The sequence below is a fragment of the Leptolyngbya sp. ST-U4 genome (genome assembly GCF_039962215.1).
GTDB lineage: Bacteria > Cyanobacteriota > Cyanobacteriia > Elainellales > Elainellaceae > Leptolyngbya_A.
Map to the genome: position 1 here is coordinate 1 of NZ_JAMPKZ010000026.1, position 25,999 is coordinate 25,999.

Annotated in this window: 19 protein-coding genes and 1 pseudogene; 17 read left to right on the forward strand and 3 right to left on the reverse strand. The window is 45.0% G+C overall.

What is annotated here, in order from left to right; genetic code table 11:
• The 3 genes and pseudogenes from NDA02_RS22800 to NDA02_RS22810 form a co-directional block, all read right to left on the reverse strand.
• A pseudogene (locus tag NDA02_RS22800) lies at window positions 1-80 on the reverse strand (IS6 family transposase); the annotation flags it as partial.
• 119 nt (window positions 81-199) lie between these two features.
• A complete protein-coding gene (locus NDA02_RS22805; RefSeq protein ID WP_348255981.1) occupies window positions 200-2,326 on the reverse strand; it encodes a Wzz/FepE/Etk N-terminal domain-containing protein in 2,127 nt (708 codons plus the stop codon).
• Window positions 2,327-2,385: 59 nt separating this feature from the next.
• Window positions 2,386-3,471 carry a glycosyltransferase gene (locus NDA02_RS22810; RefSeq protein ID WP_348249204.1) on the reverse strand — a complete coding sequence of 362 codons (1,086 nt, stop codon included), beginning with the start codon at window positions 3,469-3,471 and terminating at the stop codon, window positions 2,386-2,388.
• Between the two features lie 754 nt (window positions 3,472-4,225).
• On the opposite strand from NDA02_RS22810, the gene hepC reads away from it, so the two are divergent.
• The 17 genes from hepC to NDA02_RS22895 all read left to right on the forward strand — a co-directional run bounded on the left by hepC (window position 4,226) and on the right by NDA02_RS22895 (window position 25,986).
• The gene (gene hepC / locus NDA02_RS22815; protein WP_190794958.1) at window positions 4,226-5,164 is read left to right on the forward strand and encodes a heterocyst development glycosyltransferase HepC; all 939 of its coding nucleotides are present in this window, start codon (window positions 4,226-4,228) and stop codon (window positions 5,162-5,164) included.
• Window positions 5,165-5,410: 246 nt separating this feature from the next.
• Entirely contained in the window at window positions 5,411-6,277 is an 867-nt protein-coding gene (locus tag NDA02_RS22820; protein ID WP_348255983.1) for an ABC transporter permease, read from the forward strand.
• Window positions 6,278-6,333: 56 nt separating this feature from the next.
• Window positions 6,334-7,638, forward strand: coding sequence for an ABC transporter ATP-binding protein (locus tag NDA02_RS22825; RefSeq protein ID WP_348255985.1), 1,305 nt, complete (start codon window positions 6,334-6,336; stop codon window positions 7,636-7,638).
• Complete coding sequence (locus NDA02_RS22830) at window positions 7,635-8,723, forward strand: NAD-dependent epimerase/dehydratase family protein (protein ID WP_190794961.1); 1,089 nt, start codon at window positions 7,635-7,637, stop codon at window positions 8,721-8,723. The genes NDA02_RS22825 and NDA02_RS22830 overlap by 4 nt, the downstream gene beginning before the upstream one ends.
• Window positions 8,724-9,190: 467 nt before the next feature.
• The gene (locus tag NDA02_RS22835; protein WP_348255987.1) at window positions 9,191-10,903 is read left to right on the forward strand and encodes a hypothetical protein; all 1,713 of its coding nucleotides are present in this window, start codon (window positions 9,191-9,193) and stop codon (window positions 10,901-10,903) included.
• A gap of 65 nt (window positions 10,904-10,968) precedes the next feature.
• Window positions 10,969-12,486, forward strand: coding sequence for a glycosyltransferase (locus NDA02_RS22840; RefSeq protein ID WP_190794926.1), 1,518 nt, complete (start codon window positions 10,969-10,971; stop codon window positions 12,484-12,486).
• 40 nt (window positions 12,487-12,526) lie between these two features.
• Window positions 12,527-14,137: a hypothetical protein gene (locus tag NDA02_RS22845; protein WP_190794927.1), complete on the forward strand. Its 1,611-nt coding sequence runs from the start codon at window positions 12,527-12,529 to the stop codon at window positions 14,135-14,137.
• Between the two features lie 105 nt (window positions 14,138-14,242).
• Window positions 14,243-15,961 carry a glycosyltransferase family 39 protein gene (locus NDA02_RS22850; RefSeq protein WP_190794928.1) on the forward strand — a complete coding sequence of 573 codons (1,719 nt, stop codon included), beginning with the start codon at window positions 14,243-14,245 and terminating at the stop codon, window positions 15,959-15,961.
• 6 nt (window positions 15,962-15,967) lie between these two features.
• Window positions 15,968-17,017, forward strand: a complete 1,050-nt coding sequence (locus tag NDA02_RS22855; RefSeq protein WP_190794929.1) for a glycosyltransferase — start codon at window positions 15,968-15,970, stop codon at window positions 17,015-17,017.
• The gene (locus NDA02_RS22860; RefSeq protein WP_190794930.1) at window positions 17,007-18,416 is read left to right on the forward strand and encodes a glycosyltransferase family 4 protein; all 1,410 of its coding nucleotides are present in this window, start codon (window positions 17,007-17,009) and stop codon (window positions 18,414-18,416) included. Before NDA02_RS22855 ends, NDA02_RS22860 begins: the two co-directional genes overlap by 11 nt.
• A gap of 10 nt (window positions 18,417-18,426) precedes the next feature.
• The gene (locus NDA02_RS22865; protein ID WP_348255990.1) at window positions 18,427-19,998 is read left to right on the forward strand and encodes a glycosyltransferase family 39 protein; all 1,572 of its coding nucleotides are present in this window, start codon (window positions 18,427-18,429) and stop codon (window positions 19,996-19,998) included.
• A 33-nt stretch (window positions 19,999-20,031) separates the two neighbouring features.
• Window positions 20,032-21,066 (forward strand): glycosyltransferase, encoded by a 1,035-nt coding sequence (locus NDA02_RS22870; RefSeq protein ID WP_348249213.1) that lies wholly within the window; start codon window positions 20,032-20,034, stop codon window positions 21,064-21,066.
• Between the two features lie 86 nt (window positions 21,067-21,152).
• Entirely contained in the window at window positions 21,153-22,097 is a 945-nt protein-coding gene (locus NDA02_RS22875; protein WP_348249214.1) for a glycosyltransferase family 2 protein, read from the forward strand.
• 9 nt (window positions 22,098-22,106) lie between these two features.
• Window positions 22,107-22,868 (forward strand): methyltransferase domain-containing protein, encoded by a 762-nt coding sequence (locus tag NDA02_RS22880; RefSeq protein WP_190794934.1) that lies wholly within the window; start codon window positions 22,107-22,109, stop codon window positions 22,866-22,868.
• Window positions 22,865-23,902, forward strand: coding sequence for a polysaccharide deacetylase family protein (locus tag NDA02_RS22885; RefSeq protein WP_348255992.1), 1,038 nt, complete (start codon window positions 22,865-22,867; stop codon window positions 23,900-23,902). Before NDA02_RS22880 ends, NDA02_RS22885 begins: the two co-directional genes overlap by 4 nt.
• Window positions 23,895-24,965: a glycosyltransferase family 2 protein gene (locus NDA02_RS22890; RefSeq protein WP_348249216.1), complete on the forward strand. Its 1,071-nt coding sequence runs from the start codon at window positions 23,895-23,897 to the stop codon at window positions 24,963-24,965. Before NDA02_RS22885 ends, NDA02_RS22890 begins: the two co-directional genes overlap by 8 nt.
• A 79-nt stretch (window positions 24,966-25,044) precedes the next feature.
• Window positions 25,045-25,986: an NAD-dependent epimerase/dehydratase family protein gene (locus NDA02_RS22895; protein ID WP_348255994.1), complete on the forward strand. Its 942-nt coding sequence runs from the start codon at window positions 25,045-25,047 to the stop codon at window positions 25,984-25,986.
• Window positions 25,987-25,999 lie beyond the last annotated feature (13 nt).

A 25,999-nucleotide genomic window follows, 5' to 3' on the forward strand; every position in this document is an offset into this window, starting at 1 on the left:
TAACGGCAGTACCAACGAACATTGAGCAGGATAATTTCAGGCAAGAAATGCCGCCACTTGAACAGAGCAGCAGTAGCCATCGGAGGGCGAGAAGGCATAACGGGGCTTGTCTACCTTACCAGCGGCTGTTTTTGCGACACAACCTAATTTTGAACATAAGCGGCTAAGTTGACGATACCCTATCAACACATGTGAAACTTTACCGACAATTGTTCACTACAATGCCAACTAGATTTAGTTTGTTCAGCATTGAAATAGTTCGCAGCAATTCAAGTTTAGTAACCTGGTCAAGGCTACTCACTAGTAGCGTACTTTTACAAATAGAGGCAGTTTGGAGCGTTGCTACTGTTTCAATTGCAGACGACGTATCAATCAAAACTAAATCGTATTGGGATTCGTAATCCAGCAGTAGCTCCTTCATGGAGCGAGAGCTGAGGAGTTGTAGTGGATCAGCAGGCGTTGGTCCCGCAGGTATAAAATCAACATCTGACCCCAGAATTGAAAGCTTTAAGGGCTGTAACCCGATCGCTTCATCTGAGAGTACGGTAAAAAGTCCTTTGTCATTCGCAACTTGGAAGTAATGATGTAAGGTTGGATTTTTTAACGCTGCATCAATTAGCAAAACTCGCTGATGCAGGCGAGCTGCACTGAGAGCTAACCCTATTGCAACAGTTGATTTACCCTCACCCAATAATGCCGATGTGATTACCAGTGAATTGAAGTGTGACCCTGAAATAAAGATGTTTTTATAGGTAAAATCTAGAGATTCTTGCAATAATACCAAGTTTTCCAATAGACTAGAAGCAGATGATGCAGGCTTTGAGCCCTTAAGATGAACAGGTGATCGCTGTAATGAACCTAGTTTGGGTAGTGTTCCCAGCAGCGGAAGCTTAGACAACCTCTTCAGATCGTCGGCAGAGTGAATGACCGTATCGGTTGCTTCACGCAGAAAAGCAGCGATCCCGCCTAGAAACAACCCGACTACAATGCCTAACAGGATAGTTCTCATCGGTTGCGGTCCAATTCGATATCCCAGTTCAGGCGGTTCTACGACCTGCCAGTTAAACCCACCCTGGATCAGTCTTGCACTCAACTCCTGCCTTAGCTGCAGTAATCTTTGTAAATTAGCACGTTCGCTCTCAACCTGAGGCTGTAGCCGTTCATATTCTGCGATCAGGGCAGGAAAGCGGCTTGATTCTACCTGGATTTTTTGTTTGGCAGCCTCTAGGCTTTGACTTCGAGCAGCCAAGCCAGAGAGGGTTGACTGTAGTTCAACTAATTGATTCACAAGATTAATATCCGTTTCGCTCAACTGCCCATTTCTAAGAAAACGACTCGGATCAAGTCCATTCTGAGCGGCGACGGAACCGACAATTCGCGTAACCTCTTCCTGTAATAAACGAATCTGGCTTTGCCGTTGTGCTAGTAGGGATTGCACTGGAGGAGCAGCATCTGAATAGGTGACTCGTAGTCCTGCCAGCCCAAAATCAGTTTTTTGTAATTCCCCAAGTAGAAATTGATAGCGTTCCGACTGACTGAGCCGAGCAGTAATGAGCGCCGCCTGAGGCGATAGGGCAAGCTGCCGCTGAATAGTTAGATAACGAGCACGCGCTTCATCATATTCTGTACGGGTCGTTTGCTCCGTTTGCTGAATCTGGCTGAGTGCTCCTAAAGCGGAGGATGCCTGCTCCTGAGGTTGAACTAATCTAGATTTTCCTAAAAACTGTTCTAACTCTGCTTGAGCATCAATCAAGTTCTTACGCGACTCCTGAAGCTGTTTATTAATTGTTGCAAGACCACGGTTCAAACGGAGTTCCTGCTGCTGTAAGTTATAGTCTTGATATACTTTTTGAAGGGTTTCTAAAATCTTCTGTGCCTTTATCGGCTCGTCACTGGTATATACCGCTTCAAAGATTTTAGTCTGAGTTTCATTCTCTACGACTTGAGAGAGCTTAAGTGATTTTGAAACTTCGTTAACACCTAAATCTGGATACTCATTCCTTAAAGCATCAACTGCTCGCCGTAGAAATTGGCCGCTACGCATCAAGTTAATTTGAGTCGCGTAGTCCTCCTCACCGTTAGGAGCTAGTGGATTATTGACTACATTCGATTGTGCCTGTGAGCTTGGATAGTTAGGTTCAACCAGAAGCCGCATTGAGCTTTGATAAACAGGCTTTTCCCGTACGGCTAATAGCGCTGCGATGGCGATCGTAATACTCATAGAGCCGAGTATCCAGAAGCGACGACGTAAAAGAACAGCAAATAGGTCACCGTAGCCTAGATCGCTCTCTTCTACTGCTGAATTGATCTTGTCCTTATTGGTCATCGTCGTTACGACTACCGAAATATGGCTCTGTAGAAACGTAAAAAATCCAACTTAGAGTACTAGCAATCTAGCACTTTATTTAAAATCTTATCGACTTGTTGAAAGAAAGCTTTATCCGTAAATTGGGTGAGGACATGAGCGCGAATGGCTTCATAGCTCCATTGCACTGTTTTAGATGCAAGAACAGTCGCCTGAATCGCATCGGGGGTCTGCCGATTAAAAAAAAGACCCGTAACTCCTGGAATTTGAGTATCTAGAACGCCACCTGCACCAAAGGCAAGTACGGGTGTACCACTAGCATTTGCTTCGATCGGTACCAAACCATAATCTTCCAGTGCTGCAACAATTACGGAACTGGCTTTAGACATAAGATAACTGCGCTCTACATCACTCACATATCCCAAAAACTGCACATTTTCTAACGCTTTAGCTTTCAACTGTCCTTGCTGTGGACCTTCTCCAGTAATAAGCAGGGGCAACCCCAACCAGTTGAAGGCTTCTACAATAGCATCAATCCGCTTGTAGCTCAGTAACCGGGAAGAAACGAGAAAAAAATTGTCCTTCTGGCTAGAAAAAATAAATTTGGTGATGTCGATCGGATAGTGTGCTACGAGCGCAGGCTTATTATAGATGCGCTGAATGCGGTTTGCGACCGTTGTAGAGTTGGCAATGTATAAATCAGGACTGCTAGAAGCGTCTAAGTCAGCCTTCCGCATCCGCTGAAAAATCTTTTCCAGCAACGGGTAGAACCTTTTGTACTGTCTATATTCCCTTAGATAGGTTTTAGTATCCCAGAGAAAGCGAGTCACGTTGTGGCAGAAGCAGATGTGTTTTGCATCAGGTCGCTTGCGGACAGCTTTAGCAAAGCCACTGGTGCTGCTAATAATTAGGTCGTACTCCTGTAGATCAAGTGCTTTAAATGCTTGAAAGTACAGAGGGGCAAGTAGCCTGAAGAAGTGAGTTGATCCCGGAATATTTTGTAGATAAGTTGTTTGAACTGGACGATCCCCTAAGTCGATCGTTGTGTCTGGGCTATATAAAGACGCAAAAACATCAGCGTCTGGAAAATGCTGGCAGAGCAGTTCAAAGACTCGTTCAGCACCACCTCGCTGCGTCAGATAGTCATGTATTAGTGCGACCTTCATAGCTTACTTTTCTCAGCTCATTATTATTGCAGGACTAATGAACAATTTATACGTGGAGTAGTAAAAACTCCTGTGCGAAATACGTAGAAATTGAATCAGGCAAGCTAGTAATTTTAATTAAGGACTGAACAAGAGCCCTAAACTCTAAGGCATTAACCCTAAATTGTCCAATCCTTCGTGACTTTATTGAAATTAGCTAATTTACACTTAGCTAATTTAAAAATAGATACTCGTGAGTGTTGCTCAACACAGTTCAAAATGGCTCCTTGATTACCTAAGCCAGCCTGCTTATGCCGACTGATACCCTGTAACAGCTCATCAGTACCAAAAATACTAGACTGCTATGATAAGATGATGCATTTTCATGACTCTACCAGCATTTGTATTAGCTTTTATTATCGGGGAAAATCTGCTTCGGGTTCATACTCTTTTACATCATTTTTGCTCTCTGCTCTGTTAAGGCTGGTACAGGGTGTTGTGAGGGTAACTCATCCCAAAGGTAGATTTGCTTTTTCAAAAAGACCGTATATGTTCTTGAATTAAACTATCCAACCAAACATTAGGCTGCTAAAGCGTTAAATAGCGAGGCAATTGCGGTGTCAGTTCGTAAGCGATAAATTCAAGTTAATGCAGCAGTCGTAGAACGTAGTTAAAGTTACTACTAGTCCCATAGCGGAATTTATAAGGGTTCTACAAATACTAAATCAAGGTTGGGTTTCGTGTGACCTGTTCAAGCCTTTCAAATCTATATTATATGACTGCAACACGAATTCGCCTCACTAACATCAAGGTGTTAAGGCTAGAGAATAGCTCTTGGGTAGAGCTTGATATTCCTACATTCTCCAACGTAACCTTATGTTGGAGAAGCAATTTTTTATTTGTAAATGCTGCGAATGCTTCCGATGCTGGTATCCCGGCATTAAGAAGCGAACAGTGGCTTAAGGATTGCTTGCGGCTCTCTAGCGTTGCAGCAGTTTGCCTTAATATTAAGTTAAGCGAAACAGCATTGCAGTCTTGGGCAGATGCTTGTCATGATGCAAATAGACCTGTTTTTTTGACTGTGCTGCCTTCTGCGGAATTTCGTAACCAGTGTTCTTCACTCGGCTGGCGAACGAAGCGATTCATCGATTGGTTCCTGTCGGCACTGATGCTTCTTGTCCTAAGCCCGCTTATGGCGTTCTTAATGGTCCTGGTTAAGCTTTCATCGCCAGGCCCTATCTTTTTTAGGCAATGGCGTGTTGGGGGTCGGGGAAGACTATTTAAGATTTGGAAGTTTCGTACGATGGTTGTTAATGCTGAGGAGACTCACCATACCATCATGGGATCTCAGCAAGGCTTGCATAAGCACAAAGATGATCCGAGAGTAACACCGATCGGGCGTTTTATGCGGAAATATAGTCTGGATGAATTACCTCAGCTAATTAACGTGTTGCGCGGTGAGATGAGCCTGGTAGGTCCACAGCCCTGGACGATTTATGATGCAATTCGGATCAAGCACGAAGATCTGCATCGACTTAGAGCATTACCGGGGATCACAGGCTTATGGCAGGTTTTAGGGCGATCGCATCTAGTTGACCTGGACACGGTCAGCCAGCTTGACCTGGAATATCTAAAGTCCTGGTCGCTCTGGAAAGACTTTCAAATTTTGCTGATGACGATTCCAAAAGTTCTTACTGGTTTCGGTGCGTATTAGGTTTACAGGTTCTTGCTTGAGTGTCGTTTTGGGCGTTGCTGAATCGGGATATGAACGGTGTAAATTTAGCTTCTGCATCGCCCCCTAAATCCCCCAATGCTAGGGGACTTTGAATTCTGGTTCCCCCCAAAGTTGGGGGGCTAGGGGGGCGTATCATATGCTTATTCAGCAACGCCTCGTTTTGAAAGGACTGCCGGAACAGTGTGCGATTTTCTTTAACTCCTGGTTTGGGACACCATTCTTCCTATGCTGAAGCACCACAGGCACAATACAAATAGCCGCAATGACTGGGAACCCTACGAACTAGTAATTGAGGAGGGCCAAGCTGAACGCCAATACTGGAAGGATCTCTGGAATTATCGGGAACTGTTCTACTTCCTGGCGTGGCGTGATGTTTTGGTGCGCTATAAGCAAACCGTCATTGGTGTAACTTGGGCATTGATCCGACCATTCCTGACCATGGTTGTATTTACCGTTGTTTTTGGTAATCTTGCAAACTTGCCGTCTGAGGGTGTTCCTTACCCTATCCTCGTCTTTTCAGCGATGTTACCCTGGCAATTTTTCTCAAGTGCGTTAAGTGAGTGCAGTAATAGCTTAATCAGTAATGCCAATCTGCTTTCAAAGGTTTACTTTCCGCGCTTAATTGTGCCAACCAGTGCAGTGATCGTCAGCTTTGTCGATTTCATGATCTCCGGCATGATCCTGGTTGGACTGATGGTATGGTACGACTTTATCCCAACCTGGAAGATTCTGACATTACCGATATTCATCCTGGTTGCCTTTGCAGCAGCCATGGGAGTCGGTTTATGGCTGGCAGCATTAAATGTTGAATATCGGGATTTTCGCTACATCGTTCCGTTTATCGTCCAGTTAGGTTTATATATTTCTCCAGTTGGCTTTAGCAGCAGCATTGTACCACCACAGTGGCGTCTCGTTTATTCACTCAATCCCATGGTGAGTGTGATTGATGGATTTCGGTGGGCAATTCTGGGAAAGGAGACGTTTATTGACCTATCTAGTTTTTTGCTTTCGATCGCACTAGTTTTACTAATGCTGGTAACTGGGATCTGGTATTTTCGCAAAGTTGAACGGACGTTTGCTGATGTAATTTGACCTATCCAAAGCTGCTGTTTTCATGAAAAGCGATGGAAATCCAGGGAGTGTAGCAGATGTCCAGTAGGGTGATTCGAGTTGAAAACCTGAGCAAGAAATATATTATCAGACATCAGGAAAAGGGGCGCAGCTACAAGACTCTACGTGATGTATTGAGCGATGGTGCCAAATCGCTTACCCGAACGCTATTGAAGCCTGACAAGCTACATCATCTGAATCCAACTCGTGAAGAATTTTGGGCACTGAAAGATGTTTCGTTTGAAATTAAACAGGGCGATCGTATTGGAATTATCGGTCGTAACGGAGCTGGAAAGTCAACGCTGCTAAAAATTCTCAGCCGAATTACGGAACCGACTCGCGGCAGAGTTTCTATCAGGGGCAGAGTTGCGAGCCTTTTAGAGGTGGGCACAGGATTTCACCCAGAACTTACAGGAAGGGAAAATATCTTTCTCAACGGCGCAATTTTAGGCATGAGTAAAGTTGAGATCAAACGAAAGTTTGACGAAATTGTTGCGTTTGCCGAAGTTGAACGATTCCTTAATACGCCCATCAAACGCTACTCTTCAGGCATGTATGTTCGTCTTGCTTTTGCTGTTGCGGCTCACTTAGAGCCAGAAATTTTGATCGTCGATGAAGTTTTGGCAGTAGGAGACGTGTCATTTCAAAAAAAATGCTTGGGTAAGATGCAGGACGTGGCGGAGAACGAGGGCAGGACGGTGCTGTTTGTTAGCCACAATATGAACGCAGTGCAACGGCTCTGCCCTCAGAGCTTAATATTTGAGCAGGGCAGACTCGTTGACTTCGGCAATACAACCCGTTTGGTTGCTCGCTATATGTCTTCCGGTGATACCCAGGTTTCGCCTCTAGAATGGATCAGCATGGCCAATACGATTCGCAGCGGAACCGGAGAAGCTCGTTTTACAGCGGTTAAATACGGCAGCTTGCAGGAATCGGTTCGATCGCAGCCTTATTCGTGTGGGCCTATTCATTTTCTTTTACAAATCGTCTCAGACGCAGAGCGATCGATTAATAGCCTAGCTGTAATTTTGTTTGACCAGAGCGGAACGAAGTTAGTCAATGCGGACACCCTTTCATTAGGACAGACTATCTTTCTGAAAAGGGGACGAAATGTGGTGCATCTTCAGATTGAACACCTTTATCTCAATCCGGGAATCTATGTATTTGGTCTGTGGTTAGCAAACCCTGAGCGGGGGGTGGTGTTTGACCACATTGAGTCTGCCTTTGAAATTGAAGTAATTGATGTGGGGGCTGAACAGCTTGGTACCAGACCTGATTTTGATGGAGCTGTTGTTTGCCCATTCAAAATTTTGACGAAAGAGCAAGTACAGCAACCAGTATGAACATCATCATTGTGACCGGATCGGCTGGACTAATTGGCTCTGAAGCAGTACAGTTTTTTTGTGACAAAGGCTACACTGTGGTTGGCATCGATAACAATATGCGCCAAGTCTTTTTTAGTGCAGATGCCTCAACCAAATGGAACCGCGATCGTCTTTTACAGTGCTATGGCGATCGATACATTCATCACAACGCTGACATTCGGGATCAAGAAGTTATCTCCAATATCTTCAAGACCTATAACCAGGATATTCGTCTCATTATTCACACAGCGGCTCAACCATCATATGACTGGGCAGCGAAAGATCCCTCCATAGATTTCAGCGTCAATGCAAACGGCACGCTGGTTTTACTGGAGAATACGCGCCAGAGCTGTCCCAATGCGGTATTCACTTTTTGTTCAACGAATAAAGTATATGGAGACACACCCAATAATCTACCGCTCGTTGAACAGGAACTGCGATGGGAAATTGCTGAAACCCACTCCTACTACGATCGCGGCATTGATGAGTCCATGAGTATCGACCAGTTCAAGCACTCGCTATTTGGAGCTTCAAAGGTGGCAGCAGACATACTGGTTCAAGAATATGGTCGCTACTTTGGGATGAGGACTGCCGTATTTCGGGGAGGGTGTTTAACGGATCCCAGTCACTCTGGAATGAAACTACATGACTTTTTATCGTACCTGATGGGATGCACCATGACGGGTCAACCTTACCAAGTGTTTGGCTACAAAGGAAAGCAGGTGCGAGACAACATTCATAGCTTTGACCTGGTGAATGCGTTCTATCACTTCTACCAGAATCCGTGTAGGGGAGAAGTCTATAACATTGGGGGCAGTCGCTTCAGCAATTGCTCGATGCTGGAAGCAATCCAGTACTGTGAAGCGATCGCAGACAAGAAATTGAACTGGAGCTATGCAGAGCCTAACCGCATTGGCGATCATATCTGGTGGATCAGCGATGTTCAAAAGTTCAAAGATCACTATCCAGATTGGAATTTAACCTATACAGTCAAAGACATCCTGGAGGAGATTTTCACTACAAACATTGGGCGATGGTGCCAAGATATGGTGCTTAGCCATTAAAGATCATGTTTTCTATCTTCTTCACTAAGAGTTTAAGTAGCTTAGGAAAGCTGTTCAAGCATCGTATTGTTCGGTTTCTCATCTGCGGTATCATTTCAGCCGCCTTTAATACCCTACTCCTAGCGATTCCGGTTAAATCTTTCAGCTTGGGGCAACCGGCTTGGCGTAACCTAGCAAACTTTATTTCGATCGAAATCTTAGTACTTTTTAGCTTTGCCATTTATCGGCTTTGGGTTTGGTCGAGCCATAACTGGCCAATACGCAAAATTTTTAGGCAAGAGATTCCTTTGTATCACTTGTCTTGTAGCGCATCGATTGCGGCAAGAGATTTCATTTTGTTTCTCCTTCTAGATTAGATGGGCATTAACTACGCCGTTAATAGCTTGATTGGAATCGTGATAGGGTCGGCAATGAACTATGCTATCAGCGATCGAGTGGTATTTAAGAACAAGTAAATGAGGTGTTCAATGTTTAGGAGCAACACGAAATTTAAAGAGGTATGGGATTGGAGTTATATTATTCCTTTGCTTATTTCGATCACCCTAATAGTCGCTTGTGTCATCGTTTCATTCAAAAAATATTATTGGAATGATGAGCTTTATTCCTATTATTTTCTCTCAGACCCGTCGTTCAGCCACATGTTGGTCGCTTTTAACGACAAAATAAACAACACTCCCATCCTCTATTTCTTATTTGGGTGGGTCTGGGCTAGATTCTTTGGTATAGGAGAACTATCGCTGCGCCTGTTTTCTTGCTTAGGACTTTGTGTTGCTGCCATTATTACTTGGATAACCCTTCGTCGAACCTATCGCTTTCTACCCTCTGCGCTTGGACTGTTAACTGTATTTTGTACGTCAGGAATTATCCTGGACCAAAATGCAGAGGCTCGAATGTATGGGTTGTTTTTGGCAGTCTGCTCACTGGGTCTATTGCAGTTTGATATATTAAATCGATCTGACAAACTAAACCGATGGGGTTTGTTGTGTAATACTTTCATACACGCGGCGATTGTTCATACTCATCTATTTGGTATCTTTTACAGCGGGGCTATCTTCCTAACACAGTTAGTTTGGGATGCCTACTGTAAGGTTTTTAAGACAAGAATTTATCTATCTATTATTCTTGGTTGCCTTTCGCTGATTTTCTATATCCCTACTCTCCTCATTCAGGCAGATGCGGGTAGACCTCGTACATGGATTCCCATTCCCGCTCTCAATAATCTGACCAGTTTGATGAATTTGAGTTCATCATCCTTCTTCCAAGCTCGTGCTCTAGGTTGGATCATTCTAACTGCTAGTAGTTTATTGCTGCTCAAATCATTCAGACAAAATGATTCTCATTTCAACCATGAAAGCTTCCAAAATCAGCAAAGAACTCAAAGAACTCAAAGAAATTTAGAGCTTCCCCTGTTACTATTTGCACTTAGTTTTCTTTTGGTTCCTATTTTTGTTTGGCTTATTTCACGGACAGTTAAACCTATTTTTATAGAAAGATATTTAATTCCTAGCTGTTTAAGTTGGATCATTTTAATTGCTTTTGCAAGCTCCCATTTTGTTTTAGAATTCCAAACTAAATTTGGTTTAGAAAATGTCAGAAGAAGTAATTTAATCAATATTCTAAAGAAGCTTGCCAGTTTGATATTGTGCACAATTTTAATTACATATTTTCTCTCGCAACCTATTAAATTTGCTAGAAGCTTTACAAGGCAGGAGCTTCACGGAACTATTTTGCAGAAAGTTGATTTATCTGAGCTTGATTACAGAAATCTTCCGGTTGCAATACAGTTCTCATCATGGTTTACGCAGATTTTTCATTATTCTTCTGAAAGATACCGACACTTTTTTATTTTAGATTGGGAAGCTGCTGTAAATGAAAATAGTGGCTCGTTTACTCCACAAGAATACAAGCATTTAGATGCGTTAAAACGTGTTTACCCGGAAAGGTTCAGAAATAATATTATTCAAAGTGATGATTTTCTTCAAAATTATGATCGCTTTCTTGTTATAGATGAACGGGATTATAGGAGGAAGTGTCCACTGAAGAGTGTTGATAAAGATTGGGAATATATTCAGTGCCCCCAATGGTTAGAGATGAGGATTTTAGCTAATCCTGCTTATCGAGTTAAGCCTTTAGTTACAACAGATTGGGAAACAGTTCTGCTGGTAGAGAAGGTGAGTTAATTATTCTGAAAACTCTATTCATTCTTCAGCAGTTAACAAGTCAAATGCACCTTTAGAGAAAAATTATGAGTTTATTAAGCCCATCGACTACTGTTCAGGAAACAATAGACCCAGCGGTACAGAAACTCGGTATTCGTGAGCAATACCGCGATCGCTACTGGCTGAAACGAGATCCCATTTACCGCGATCGTCTCCTGTGGCGAGCACAATCCTTTCGCCACATGGTTCATCTATTACCAGGGCAAACGATTTTAGAACTGGGCTGTGGTCGAGGACTATTTACTCAGCAGTTAGTGCGTGTTTCTCGCGGGGAGAATCCTATTACTGCCGTCACGTTCAACCCAACTGGCGATCGCCCTGATCATCTTCCCGCTTCGATCCGGTTTATCAATGCAACGCTTCAGTCTGACAAATTAGGAGCGGAGCAGTTTGATTTCATCATTGCAATGGATTTGTTGGACGCTGGAAACTGTGCCTGGTTCTTGCAAAACGTTTACGAACTTCTGAAGCCTGGTGGACAGATTCTATTCTATGAAAGCAATCCCTGGAATATAGTTCTTAGGTTGCGACGGCTTCTGGCAGGATGGCTTGGACAGAAAGATCCCCGTCACTTGCTCAGCCGTCCTAAATTGTATGAATTGATTTCTGAATTAGGTTTTATTAGAGTATTTGCCATTTTTAATGATTTTGTCTATTCGCCTCTCAACCGTCCACTAATTTGGTTTTTGCGGAATCTCTCGATCCTGCTCGAAAATATGCCTGTCCTTCAAACCCTAGCAGGTTCTATTCTCGTTCATGCTCAGAAGCCGCCGCGCGGGGTGGAATGCCCGGATGCTTCTCTTTGTGAACATGTATCGCTTTACAACTCGATATCAGTGGTTATCCCCTGCCACAACGAGGAAATGAACGTGAAGCCATTGGTGACCCGCTTAAAAGAGCTATACGGCGATTATATTCATGAAATCATTCCTGTGGATGACAACAGTCAAGATCGCACAGGAATAATTTTACGGCAGCTAGCAGAAGAAGATCCGAGGATTAAGCCTGTTTTTCGTACGCCTCCCAATGGGGTAGGTAGGGCGATCGCAGATGGTTATCGAACTGCAACAGGTAGATATATTCTGTCGATGGACTGCGATTTTCAGCATCTTTTGCCTGAACTTAGGGATCTCTTTGATGCAGCAGCAGAGGGATACGATGTCGTTGTGGGGAGCCGCTTCTCCCGCCATAGCGTTTTGCTAAACTATCCCATTCAGAAAATTATTGCTAATCGTGGCTTTCACTTTCTGGCTCGTATTCTATTCTTGCGCGGTGATATTCGGGATTTAACAAATAATCTCAAGCTAATGCGCCGGGAGGTTGTTGAGAATCTTCAAATCACACAGCCCGGATTTGCAATCAATGCTGAAACAGGTCTACAGCCGATGCTGATGGGTTATTCCGTGCATGAAGTTCCAATCTCCTGGATTAACCGGACTCCGGACATGGGCGTTTCTTCATTTCGCCTAATTAAAGTAGGCGGCGGTTACTGGGAAGTCCTACGTCGGCTTTGGCTGAAAAGAATGTTAAAAAGCAAGCATTAATATTGCTGCAAAAAGTTTAGTTTGAAGGGCAGCGTACTGAATGGATATCAGAAAGATTACTTTTAATGAGCGGTATTGGGAATATTTTATTCCTGCGCTTGCAGTTGCATCGCTGTTGATTTCATGCGCCGTTGTCTCTTCTAGAAAGTTTTTCTGGAATGATGAGCTTCTGTCGTTCTACTTATTAAACGATCCTTCCCTACCACACATGCTGGTTGCCTGGAGCGACAAGTTTAATCAAGCTCCCCCGCTTTACTTCATCATAGGTTGGGTTTGGGACAAAATCTTTGGCTCATCCTTTGGCTCAATCGAACTATCGCTGCGGCTTTTCTCCGGCGTAACGATCACGATTGCTTACATCATGATATGGACGGTACTACGGCGAACCTATAATTTCTGGTCGGTTACTGTTGGCACAACTAGCATTTTTTGCCTGTCCGAACTTGTTTTATATCACAATGCAGAACTGCGAATGTACGGTTTATTTGCCGCAGTTTGTGCATTTGGATGTCTTCAATACGACTCGCTAAATAGAAAACGGGAATACACCTTCACTTCTCTTTTAATCAACACTTTGGCTCACGCTGCCATTGTCTTGACTCATCTGTACGGCATTTTATATAGCACAGCGGTTCTCGCTTCATTTTTAACTTACGATAAATATATTGGCACTTTTAGAAAAAAGCTTTATTTATCAGTGTTAGCAGGCTGGATGATTCTGTTACCCCTAGTCCCTTTAATCATTAATCAATCTAATAATGGGGCAAAATGGTTTTATACCTACAGCTTATCGGAAGCAATTGACTTGCTTACTCCCTTTCCGAAGTTTGTCTGGTTTATATTGGGTTTGTTAACCATCTCAGCATTGCTAAGTATCTTAAAATCAACTGAAAAAATAATATCGAAGCCTTCCTTCGTGAGTCAGCTCGATCACGGAGAAATTTCACTTTTAATACTTTCCATCTTCTTTCTGCTGGTTCCGCTAGGAGCATGGATAATTACTGTTACTGTAAAACCGCTATTAAACGATCGCTATATTCTGCCAACGATTACGGTCAGTTGGTCTATTTTATTAACCTACCTGATTTCTAAAATGATTTCTGCCCCTGAAGCATTGAGCAGTAGAGAGAGAAATAGAGAACGAAACCGATTTTCGTATTCGACTCTACGCTCGATCGCGCTTCTGGCACTCACATTAACGATAATCCTTTACCCACTTTACTATGCCAGAAAATTTCCTGAGTATTCACAGAAACCGGGAGCAAATGATTTGAGCTACGGATATCCAGAACTGCCGATTGCGATGGAAGCAGGGCATGACTTTCTCCCGCGCTTCTACTACTCTTCTAAGCCAAGCCGCTACTTCCATATTTTGGATTGGGAAACTGCAACTAAGAACGTGACCAGTGCTTACGCAACGGGCGATTACGTTCACTTAAATGCAATTAGCACACACTATTCCTTTATTCAAAGCGTTCAAAGCAGCAATTTTCTTGAGGAACATGATCAGTTTTTAGTATTAAACGAAGCAGACCAAAAGTGGTTTGAGGAAAGAGTACAGAACAATCCAGATTACCAAATTCAAGAGCTAGGAACGGAACAAGGAGCTAATGACTTGCTTACCATGTTTTTTGTAAGGCGTAAGGAATAGGAAACTGTCAATAAGGAATAAGCATTTAGCCAAATTAATTTTATCTCGTGGTGCGGAACAAGTATGAAAGCTAACTCGTTACGATCGCCCCTCAGGATCTCTAGGTTGAATCCTGATTTTGTCAGCATCCTGCTAGTCACTATTGTCTGGATGGCGATGCTCGTGCTGATTAACCCGATCGGCAATTTTCCGCTTAATGATGATTGGGCTTACGGCTGGACCGTCAAAATGCTTCTAGAAACAGGAGAGTATCAGCTCTCTGACTGGACTGCAACCAACCTGCTATCACAGGTTGTTTGGGGAGCTATCTTCTGTTTACCTTTTGGTTTTTCGTTCACAGTACTTCGTGTCTCTACGCTAGTACTGGGGTTATTGGGCGTGCTGGCATCTTATGGACTGTTAAGAGAATTGACAGGGAATTTCCAGCTTGCTCTGCTTGGGGCTTCAGTTATTGCTCTCAATCCTGTCTACTTTAGCTCATCAAATTCTTTTAATAGTGATGTTCCTTCATTTTCCTTTGCAATTTTATCGCTCTATTTCATCGTTCGCGGACTTAGGCTAAACTCAAATTTAGAAGTTCTAGCTGGCATTTTAATTTCATTCATTGCTATTTTAAATCGCCAATCCAGCATTGTTATTACTGCTAGTTTCGGCTTGGCTTATCTGGCTAAAAAAGGATTAAAGATAAAAAATTTTACTGTAGCTTTTTTGCCAACTATAACAGGCTTATTATTGCAGGCAGGTTATTCCCATTGGCTAAACTCTGTTAACGAGACGCCAGCCCTGTATGGTTTTCAGATTAAAAATTTGTTAGAAACCTTTTCCAAAGGGTTAGTGACTGTCGCTTTAACCTATCTTGAAAATGCAATTATCATATTGGTTTACTTGGGATTGTTTTTATTTCCCTTTTTAATAGTTTGCCTTGCCGATCGCTTTAAAAGCTTATCTTTCAGAAATAGACGTTTAGATCTGTTAGTGATTTTGCTATTTCTAGCATCAGGTACTGTCCTTGTTCTTCAGGGCAGGCAAATGCCTTTTGTTGGAAATACCCTAGAAACTTTTGGTGTAGGACCCGAAGCCTTTGACGGCTACTCTTCTAGCCTCAATGCCGGTGGAGAAGCAATATGGAACAGAACTTGGGAACTTTTGACCTTGATAGGATTTATTGGAGCGGCAGTGATTATTTTATATCTCATTCCAGCCTTTTTAGATCTTACGACTCGTTGGAAAGAAGATACTTCAGATCAAGGATGGCTACCTATTTTAGCTATTTCTGCCGCTTTTATTTATTTTGTAGTGATTGGAGGACTGGATAAGCAGTATTGGTTCGATCGCTATTTGCTTTTTCTAATGCCTATTTTGATGATGCTTATCATTGTTTTGAGCAAGGATTCTTTAGGAGAAAAGCTGCCCTCAGGAATGGCTTTTACTGCTTCAGCCCTGCTGCTGGTGTACGGTAGCTTTACTGTTGCTGCAACTCATGACTACCTGCTGTGGAATCGAGTACGGTGGCAAGCTCTCAATAGTTTAATTGAAGATTCCAAAGTTTTACCTGAACAAATTTATGGCGGATTTGAATTCAATGGCTGGCATTTTGCAAATCGGCTTGAAACCTGTGAGCCGCAACAAAGCAATATTGACAGACGAGTTAAGGTAGATTGGAGCAGCTTTACCTGTCTTTGGGGAGAAAATACAGGTAGATTCAAGTATTTATATAAACTTAGATTCATTACTGAGTCTGGATGGATGGTGAAACAGCAGTATTCGTTCAGAAGATGGCTGCTGGGCGACGGTACGCTATATGTTCTGGAGCAGCGAAAATAAATTAAGATGAATGAATTACCTCTTCATCAAGCAGTAATACGACCTGTTCAAAACGGACTATCGCGTCCATTGTGGTCCGTTATGATACCGACCTATAACTGCGCTAGCTACTTACGAGAAACGTTAAATAGTGTGCTTGCTCAAGACCCTGGACCTGAGCTAATGCAGATTGAAGTTGTTGATGATTGCTCAACTCAAGATGATCCAGCAGCGGTGGTTCAAGAACTAGGCAAAGGGCGAGTGCAGTTCTATCAGCAGCTTGAGAATGTTGGTTATATCAAGAATTTTGAAACGTGCTTGCAGCGATCGCGGGGTTATCTAATTCATCTGCTCCATGGAGATGATGCTATCCTCGATGGCTTTTATCCAAAAATGCAATTGCTGTTTGAGCAATATTCGGAAATCGGAGCCGGATTCTGCCGTCAGATTTTGATGGATGAGTGCGGGCACTGGAAGTATTTTTCCATTGTGGAGCAAACTGAGCGAGGGATATTGTCGAACTGGTTAGAACGGATTGCGACAGAGTTAACCCTACAGCCTCCTGCAATGGTCGTTCGACGTGAGGTTTACGAGCAGCTCGGTGGCTTTGATTCACGGATGTTGAGCTGTGGCGAAGACTGGGAAATGTGGTGTCGGATTGCAGCCTATTATCCCGTGGGGTATGAACCAGAGCCGTTGGCTTTGTACCGCGATCGATCCAATTCCTTAACCAAGCGATCGGTTTTGAGTGGGCAAAATATCCGGGATGTCCGCAACGCGACTGCCATTATTCACGCCTATCTACCTGAATCTGTTGCAGATTTGGTGACGCGATCTGCCCTCAAGAATTGGGCACTCTGGGCAGTCTCATTTGCTCAACAAATGGCTACCAAAGGAAATACAAGAGCTGCGCTGATTCAGCTTCGAGAAGCGTTAATCTGTAGCCGCTCCTGGCAAATAATCAAAGCTGGAGTTCGACTGATACTCAAGGTGATTCAGCAGCAGTTTTTGCAGGAATGGCGTGCCCTGCGATTACCTCATAAATTAAGGGAGGTGCAGTGTCAAGATGGTCATTGAACAGCAGACTCAAATTGAAGTGACGATTGCAGAAAGACAGCCTCAATTTAGCATTGCGCTGCTGCCCTGGGGCGACCTGTGGGATGACTTTTTAGAGAGCATCGACGTTACCCTCGAAGCTTTCTGTACCGATGGTCCGGGGGGATGGCTGCTAGGCTACATCGAGGCTCTGCGACTCGTGGGCATCCGCACTGTCCTAATTTTGGTCTCTGCACAAGTGACTGAGCCGCTGCGACTTCAGCATATTTCAACGGGTACAACCATTAGCGTTTTGCCTGCACCGAAAACTTATCAAGCGATTCGTCGTCAGATGGTGAACCCTAATCCCTACTTGGCGAAAAGCTTTGAGGAAATGGCAGGGAACGTCAAAGGAAACCGTCGCCGCTTCTTAAAAGGGTTGAATCTGGTAGCTCCCTATCTGGCAACTCCTCTCAGGGGCGTATTTCAGGAGATTCGTCGTCACGGATGTCGTGCCATTTTATGTCAGGATTATGAATCGCCGCGCTTCGATGTCTGCACTCTGCTAGGTAAATGGATGAGATTGCCTGTTTTCGGCAGTTTTCAGAGTGGCTGCTTCGAGCTAAACCGGATCGGACGATCGCTACGACCTTTCACTATCAATGCTTGCGATGGACTGCTGATCGCACCTCAAACCGAGATTCAACGAGTGAGCGATCGCTACCATTTGCCCTGCCACAAAGTCGCTCAAATCTTTAACCCGATCGATTTAAAACAGTGGACTGCAATGAGCCGAGATGAGGCGAGAGCTGCTCTAGGGCTGCCGCTTGAAGCGCAGGTAGTCGTCTGGCACGGGCGGATTGAGATGAGCACCAAACGGCTAGATATTCTGCTGGATGCCTGGGCAAACATTTGTGCAGAGCGACCCAAACAGGAACTACGGCTGCTTCTCCTGGGAACGGGGCAGGATGCCGACGTGTTGCAGCAGCGAATTGATGCACTTCCAATCCAAAATGTGACCTGGATAAATCAGTACATCACAGACCGCAGTGAAATTCGTCGTGTGCTTTCTGCTGGGGATGTGTATGCCTTTCCATCAGTGTTTGAAGGGTTTCCGGTTGCCCCGATCGAGGCGATGGCTTGCGGATTGCCTTTGGTTGCAGCGGCAGCATCCGGGGTGCCCGACATCCTGAACCAGGGAGAAGCATCCGGGGGCTTGCTGGTACCCTGCGGCGACGTGGTCGCGTTTCAATCTGCGCTCGATCGCCTACTCGATCAACCGGGCTGGGCATCTGAGCTAGGCAAACTCGCCCGTCGTCGTGTCGAAGCAGCTTTTTCCCTGGAAGCAGTCGGTCAACAGTTTCTCAAGTTCTTCTCAATGCAGCAGTTATTCAGCGGAGAACGCTGTAAAGAACGCTGTATTGAAAGATTAGGGGAATGAAATTGGATCTATGAAGATAAGGATTTCTCGAACTCAGCTCTTACTTACTGCCATTATTATCGGTGCTGCAACTTTGCGTCTTCAGTTAATTGATCAGCCGTTTGTTGATCAGTATGGCTGGCGAGAAACCAGCACTGCCATGATGGCAGACAATTTCTGGCGGAGAAACTGGAATATCTTATATCCAGAAATTAGCTGGAATGGACCTGGACCAAGCTACAACGGGCGAGAATTTCAAACGGTCAGCTATATTGCAGCACTGCTCTACAGCATGGTAGGTCAACATAACTGGGTTGGACGATCTGTTGCGGTTTTATTCGGCTTATGGGGAATCTTTGCTCTCTATCAGTTGACACGCCAAGTGTGGGATCAAAAGCACGGCTTAATGGCAGCCGCCGTAATGGCGCTGATTCCTGGCAGCATTTTTACCGACCGAGAATTCCTACCCGATCCAGCTATGGTTGCTCTTATCACCACAGGATGCTGGCTTCTAGTTCGCTACTGTAAGCATGAACGTTTTTTTGACCTCTGGCTTGCGATCGTTATTAGTGCCTGGGGCTTCCTAACTAAGCTGACTGGGTTGGTCGTTGGAATTCCGATGCTCTATGCAAGCTTCACGATCCTGAGACAGAAGCAGCGTCTGAATTACAGAATGGTTGTAACGAGCGCGATTGCAGCTTTGCTAACGCTTATTCCCGTGGTTGCCTATTACTTATGGGCAAGATATCTTTATCTGAATTACCCGCCTCATCACTTTGCGGGTGCAGGAAGCTGGCTCTGGGATCAGGGCTTTATGACCTGGATTAACGAGAGATACTACCTGCCAAAACTGTATCGCCATTTCGATGGCTGGATCTGGACAAAACCTGTACTGGGTCTTGTTTGTCTAGGGTTGGTGTTACCTCCCCCTCAGCAGCTTTCAAATTCAAACCCTGATCCAGAAGCTTTCTGGGGCAAGGCTCCCTGGTTTTTTCATTGGTGGATTGTTGGGGTTGGAGTCTACTACTTTATTGGGTGTAAACATCTTGTTGACCAGCCCTACAATTTTCATTTGGCGAATCCGGCAGCAGCAGCTCTTTCAGGGCACGCAATTTTGTCGATCGCCTCTCTGTTCCGGCGACGCTCACAAACTCCTGTCGTGCTGGCTTGCATACTCACTATTCTGCTGGTCATCGGTCTGTTTGGCCATAGACGATTGCCTTCCGTGTATCGCCCTGTTCTAGAGCCTAGCTACAGGCTGGGGATCGAATTGCAGAAGTTAGCTGAGCCTGATGATCTCGTAGTTAGCATTGCCGATGAAATTGGTAATCCTGTAATGATCTATTACAGTCATAGGCGGGGATGGATTTTTCCACCTGCATGGTCAGAAATTCCCTGGTGGGATGACTTAGCCGCAGGACAAGATCAGGATTTAATTTCATTATTGGAGGAACTGCATAACCAGGGATCGGGCTGGATTGGTATCGTGACTTCTCAGTATGAAAAGCTGCGAGCCAGTAACTCTAAATTTATTGAGTATATCGAACAGAATTTTGAATTGAAGTACAGCGGTGACGCAGGGTTAATCTATCGCATTTCTTGATTAATTGCAGCTTTATTAAATTTGTATCGACCTATGAGCGAGAATCATTTGTATCGTGCAGCCATTCCAAAGATACCTAAGGCAGTTCAGCCGCTCTGGTCAGTGATGATCCCGACCTACAACTGCGCTGAGTATTTGCGTGAAACCTTAGCGAGTGTGCTGATGCAGGACCCTGGTGTAGAAATGATGCAAATCGAAGTGATTGATGATGGCTCAACCCGAGACGATCCGGCTGCTGTAGTTGAAGAAGTGGGACAAGGTCGGGTTGAATTTTACCGCCAGCCACAGAATGTGGGGCATATCAAAAACTTCCAAACCTGCTTAGAGCGCGCTAGAGGAAAATTGATTCACCTGCTACACGGCGACGATCGCGTCCGTATTGGGTTCTATCACAAGTTGCAAAGTGCCTTTGAGCAGCGACCCGACATTGGGGCTGCTTTTTGTCGCCACATCATGATGGACGAACGGGGGCACTGGCAGTACCTTTCTGAGCTGGAGCAATCTGAAAGCGGAATCCTGGATCGTTGGCTGGAGCGTATTGCAGTTAAGCAGCGAATTCAAACACCCGCGATCGTGGTGCAGCGGGATGTCTACGAGCATCTGGGCGGCTTTGACAGTCGTCTGTCCTGGAGCGAAGACTGGGAAATGTGGGTGCGAATTGCGGCACATTATCCGATCTGGTATGAACCCGAACCTTTAGCCCTTTACCGGATGCACTCAAACTCCAGCACCGAACGCAATACCCGAACTGGTGAAAATATGAGAGATATCCGTCGGGCAATCGCGATTTTTCAATCCTACCTACCTATAGCAAATTCAGATTGGCTGGCTGCAAAAGCAAGAGAAAACTGGGCACTGGATGCACTTTACCATACTGTTCCCAAGCTCATCGGCTCACGGGATTTTCAGGCAGCAGTGACGCAAATTCGTGAATCTTTAAATTGTAGCCATTCTCTAACTGTCTATCGAAAGGTAATTCCTCTAGTTCTGCGGCTGGGCAAATATTGGCTGAAAGATAGAGTAGTTTCGCGATCGCAATTCTATAAAGTAGGGCACGAAACTTCCTAACTGTTTAACGGGATCAATTGCTGTTTCACTCGTCCGGAATCAATGCACAAGGAACATCGATAAAAAAGATAGATAGAAAGACAGCTATGAGCAGTCAACCGCTAGTTTCCAGTATCATCATCTTCTTCAACGCGGAGAAGTTTTTTGCAGAGGCGATCGAAAGCGTCCTGACCCAGACTTATGGTAACTGGGAACTTCTGTTGGCGGATGATGGCTCTACCGATGGCAGTACGGCGATCGCTCTAAATTATGCTCGGCAGTTTCCTGAAAAGATTCGCTATCTAGAACACGAAGGACATCAAAACCGGGGGATGAGCGCGACTCGCAATCTAGGAATCCGTTATGCTAAAGGCGAATACATTGCGTTTCTTGATGCCGATGATGTTTGGCTGCCGCACAAGCTAGAGCAGCAGATCAAGGTCATGCAGCTTTATCCGGAGGCAGGAATGGTTTATGGCAAAAGTATTTACTGGCAAAGCTGGACTGGCAATTCTGAGGACCGTGAGCGAGACGCGATTCCTGAGACTTATGCCGCAGCGAATCGGCTCTATTACCCACCAGAACTATTAACCCTGTCCTACCCCCTAGGAAGGACGACTCCTCCTCCTCCTACTGATATCATGCTGCGACGCAATGTGGTCGAATATCTGGGAGGTTTTGAGGAAGGATTTCAAAAAATGTATCAGCTCTACGAAGACCAAGCATTTTTCACCAAACTGTATCTTCATTTTCCAGTTTTTGTCGCTGACGAATGTTGGGATCAATATCGGCTTCATCCCGATTCCTGTGGTTCTATTGTGAATCAAGCCGGTCAGTATCATCAGGTGCGTTCTTATTTCCTGAACTGGTTAGAGGGATATTTCAGAAAACAGGGCATCACGGATTCTCAAATTTGGGAAGCGTTCAACAAAGCAATCTTCCCTTACCGCCATCCTGTTCTATCCAAATTAAAAAATCTATCTTCTCGCACTCAGGGTGCAATCAAAAAGTTCAGTAAGTTAATGCCGCAAGCAGCATTCCGCCTCCTATAAGACTGGTCTATGAATCCAGCGCTATTAAAACAACTCTCTCAACGGGTATTGCCTCAGCCCGTTCACTCATGGTTGAAGCAGCAGTGGCATACCTACAGGCACAGCCCCCCTTTAGGCATGGCTCGCTGGGGGAACTTACGCCGTTTAAAGCCAATCAGCTCAAACTGGGGATTAGATCGCGGGCTGCCTATCGATCGCTACTACATCGAGAACTTCATGACTCGTCATTCTGAGGATATTCGGGGACGAGTATTGGCGATCGGGGATCACTTTTACACGCGCAAATATGGCGGGGATCGCGTCACGCAAAGCGATGTTCTGCATGTGGAAGAAGGAAATGCTGAGGCAACGATCGTGGGTGACTTAACAGACGCACCGCACATTCCCTCGGATAGTTTCGATTGCCTTATTCTGACGCAAACCCTCCAGCTCATTTACGAAGTGCGGCTGGCGCTGAAGACCGCTTACCGAGTTTTAAAGCCCGGTGGCGTTTTGCTCGTAACCATTCCTGGAATAACGCCGCTAAATGACCATGAGTGGAACAAATGCTGGTGTTGGAGCTTCACTCCGCTATCGGCACAGCGGCTCTTTGAAGAGCTTTTTCCTACCGAAAACGTTGAGGTTGAGAGCTTCGGGAATGTCTTAATTGCCACTGCATTTCTACAGGGCCTGGCAACTCAGGAGGTTCACACTGACGAACTAGATTACTGTGATCCTGGCTACCCAGTCACGATTACGATTCGGGCAGTCAAACCTGAGGTGCTGTCATGAACCGCTTGAAAGTGAGTCGCTTAAATCGTGCTGTTAAAAAGCTCCAGAAGTGTTTGACCCGACAGAAAGCCCTGATTCTGATGTATCACCGTATCTCTGAGGTCAATGTCGATCCCTGGAGTCTCTGCGTCACGCCGCAACACTTTTCCGAGCAGTTAGAAGTATTGCAGCACCAAGCTCACCCTATGAGTCTGCAAACGCTGGTCCAGCTGTATCAGAAGGGAAATTTGCCGCAAAGAGCAGTGGCTTTAACGTTTGATGATGGCTATGCCGACAACCTGTATGACGCGAAGCCCTTACTGGAACGGTATGGCATTCCAGTCACGGTTTTTGTAACCGCAGGATATGTGGGGTGCGAGCAGGAATTTTGGTGGGATGAGTTAGAGCAGCTCTTGCTCCAGCCCGGACAACTACCGGAAATGCTTTTGCTCGATATTAACGGTCACTCCTGTTGCTGGGAACTGGGTGCAGCCGCATCCTATCGCGTAGAAGAGGCTGAACGTGCTCGCCATCAACCTGCCTGGAAGTCTCAACCCGGCTCACGATTGTTTTTTTATTACACGATCTGGCAACAGTTACTTCCGCTTGCTGAAGTCGATCGCCGGACCTTACTAGATCAAATTCGGGCATGGGCACAAACAAAACCAACGCCGCGCCCCACGCATCGCCCTCTCTCTCAAACTGAATTGATGGAATTAGCGCACAGCAGCCTGATTGAAGTCGGCGCTCATACGTTGACCCATCCCTTTTTGTCTGCTCAGTCGATAAATCACCAGCAGCTTGAGATTCAGCAAAGTAAGGCAAGGTTAGAAGCGCTCCTCAATCGTCCTGTAATGAGCTTTTCCTATCCATTCGGAAACTACGCTCCAGAAACCGTGACGATTGCTCAGGAAGCAGGCTTTGAGTGTGCCTGTTCTACCGCCGCAGATTTCGTCTGGCAGGGGAGCGATCGCTTTGAATTACCTCGAATCGCGGTGGAAAACTGGAACGGCGAAGAATTTAAGCAGCAGTTAGAGAGGTGGTTTAATGACTAAAACAATAAATCAATCGTCCAACCAATCATCCATCCAATCATTTGATCAAAAACCTTTAGTTTCCTGCATCATTATCTTCTGGAATGCGAAAAAGGAGAACTTTTTTGAGGAAGCGATTGAGAGTATCCTGGCGCAGACCTATGACAATTGGGAACTGATTCTGGCAGACGATGGCTCAACCGATGAGAGTACGGCGATCGCTCAGCACTATGCCCAGCAATATCCAGACAAAATTTTCTATGTTGAACATAATGGACATAAAAACCGCGGCATGAGTGCAACGCGAAACCTGGGGATTCGCCATTCCAGGGGAGAATACATTGCGTTTCTGGATTCGGATGATGTCTGGTTGCCCCACAAGCTAGAAGAGCAAGTTCCACTTCTGGAAGCTCATCCTGAGGCTGCAATGCTCTATGGCAGAACGCAGTACTGGTTTAGCTGGATGGAAAACAATCCCTGTATCTGGCAGCTCAACCCGGACGAGGAGCTCGGTGATTTTTTAACCTTGACGAGTAAACAATTTGACACGCTCGTTGAACCCCCAGAACAGATCGTCCTGTTTCTGGAAAACCGTCATATTTATCCCTGTACATGTAGTATTTTAATTCGTCGCACCACCTTTGATGAGTTTAGCGGTTTTGAAGAAAATTTTCGCAATGCGCTCGAAGACATTGTATTTCACTCGAAAGTTTTTCTAAAGAGACCCGTTTATGTGTCCAGCCAATGCTGGGATCGGTATCGGTACCATCCAGAAAGTTACTGGCGAACTGCTGTGAAGCAGAAAGAAGGCGAGAAAATCCATCACATTGCCCGGTTAAATTATCTACTCTGGCTAAAATCATATCTGCATGAACAGGATATTCAATATCCGAAAGTTTGGAGGGCGCTCAAGAAGGAACTATGGGCACATCAGCATCCTACACTCCATCGGCAGCTAGAGCGGATCCGGCATCCTGTACAGACAACAAAGAATCTATTGAAGAAGGTCGAAAAAAGGTTAGTTCCTCTTGCTAAAGCAAGACAGGTTTCCAGCCTGGCAAACTTTCAGCCGACAAAGGAATAACCGTGGAGGCGCTTTGAGAGGCAACGGGTGATACAGCGATCGATTTAATAGCCCTTTCGTTAAATGGAAGTGACCTCTGATGCACTTTGTCATTATGGGTGGAGCAGGTTTTATTGGTTCTCACGTTACAGAACAGCTTCTGACAGAAGGGCATGCCGTTACAGTGGTGGATAATCTGCTTACGGGCAATCTATACAATCTTCCTTGTCATCCCCAACTCCGATTTCTGCAGCGGGATCTCTTTGCCTGTCAACCCCATGACTTTATCAAGCCGATCGACGGTATTGTACATCTTGCTGCCACCCCATCAGTCACACAATCCTGGTTAAACCCGTTGGACGTTCATCGCAATAATCTGTCTACGACTGTTGCACTCATTCAACTCTGTGAGGCTTTAAAGATTTCCCGACTCGTGTTTGCTAGTTCAGCGGCTGTATATGGAACCAATATTCAACTGCCAATCTCCGAGGAGCAGGAAGCCAATCCTATTTCGCCTTATGGCCTACAAAAATTAGTCAGTGAATATTACATTAACCTTTTTGCCAGGCAGTTCAATCTATCCTGTATTTCGCTGCGCTTGTTTAATGTATTTGGTCCGCGTCAGGTTCCTGATTCTCCTTACTCTGGCGTAATTTCCATTTTTACAGAGGCAATGCGGCAAGGCACACCGATTACAATCTATGGAGATGGACAGCAAACCCGTGATTTTATTTATGTTAAAGATGTTGCTCGTGCCTTTGTTCAGGCTTTAACCGTTCCTTTGCCGGCTGGATCAACCTTGAGCTGTAACGTAGGAACTGGTCAAAAGACTTCTCTCATCGAGTTGATTCATATTCTTAAAGACTATTTTCCTAACTGGAAGCCAAATATTCAGTTTGCTGACGTCCGCCCTGGAGACATTCAGCATTCTCAAGCAAACATCTCCAGAATTATGGCGCTTCTAGAGTTTACCCCCCGCTGGTCGGTTCAATCAGGTCTTCGCATTTTAGCTGAATCTATTGCTCACATTGTCTCTTATTAATTGCAGGAATACC